Origin of the sequence: Rhodococcus sp. PAE-6 (assembly GCF_025290685.1) — a bacterium.
In the GTDB taxonomy this organism is placed as follows: domain Bacteria; phylum Actinomycetota; class Actinomycetes; order Mycobacteriales; family Mycobacteriaceae; genus Rhodococcus; species Rhodococcus pyridinivorans.
In genome coordinates this window covers 1-1,013 of sequence record NZ_JAOCLZ010000079.1, presented here as the reverse complement: position 1 = coordinate 1,013, position 1,013 = coordinate 1, and the positions used below count along the sequence as shown (strand labels likewise).

Here is a 1,013-nt window from a genome sequence, read left to right as displayed (position 1 = left end):
TGATCGCACAGCGGATCGAGGACAACCAGCCGGTGCCGGCGACCTCCCGCGACCGGCTGACCGAGGAGCTGACGGAGTTGATCGAGGACGAGATGCGGCGCAACCCGCCGGAGGACCCGGATCTGCCGTTCTGATCCAGGCGCAGTGGGCGCAAGTCCGCAGCGAATTCGTAGACCTGGAGCTGCTGGGACGCAAGCTCGCCAAGAGGCTGGGCGCAGCGAACACAGCTTTGGAGACTGCGCAGGAACGCGGTTTCGACCGTGGCATCGAGGTCAACGGTCAGCGCGTCACCACGCTGACCGAACGGCTCGACCGTCTGCGGGGACGCTGGCGTGAGCTGCGGGCGCAGGAAAACCAGCTGCGCACCGAGCTGCACACCTGGGGCATCGACCCGGAGGCCGTCCCCAAGCAGACGGTGCGCGAGGTCGCCGCCGCACAACCGGCCTGGCGGGAGCATCCCGCAACCGAGCGGCAACTGCGCACCATCGAGCGCCTGGCCGCGGAGGCGAACGTGCCGTTCGTCCTCGACGACGACATCACCAAAGGCCAAGCCCACGATCTGATCACGGCGATGCTCGCCGGCAACCTGCCCAACGCCCAGTTCACCGACCGTCCCGCCGGGCCGATGTTCATCCCGGCCGCGACACCGGCCGAGCCGGCCACACCACCTGCCCCAGCCGCTGCCGAGACATCCCAGGACGAAGAACCGCAGGTCGAGCAGCCGCGGCCGCGGCCGCGGATCGACCCCCTGGCCGACGTCGAGCGCCGGGTGCTCGAACGCCTCGCCGAACCGGACACCGACGCCGACACTGCCGCCAACCCGCAGGTCAACACCGCAGCGCAGTTCCTGTCGTGGGCCGACGGGCATTTCACGGTCAAAGCCCAGGTCGCCCTCGCGGATCTGATGGCCGATCGCGACTCGCTCACCGACGAGCAGTTCCTGGTGTGCCGAGTGATGCTGTCCGACCCGAAACGCTGGGGCGAGCTCGGGCACCGCGCTGCCGAGGCGTACT

Annotated in this window: 1 protein-coding gene; it reads left to right on the top strand. The window is 69.4% G+C overall.

Annotated elements, in window-relative coordinates; genetic code table 11:
- Positions 1-229: 229 nt before the first annotated feature.
- Positions 230-1,013, top strand: a 784-nt coding sequence (locus NVV99_RS26285) for a hypothetical protein (protein ID WP_260783280.1), incomplete at its 3' end; no start/stop codon positions are given.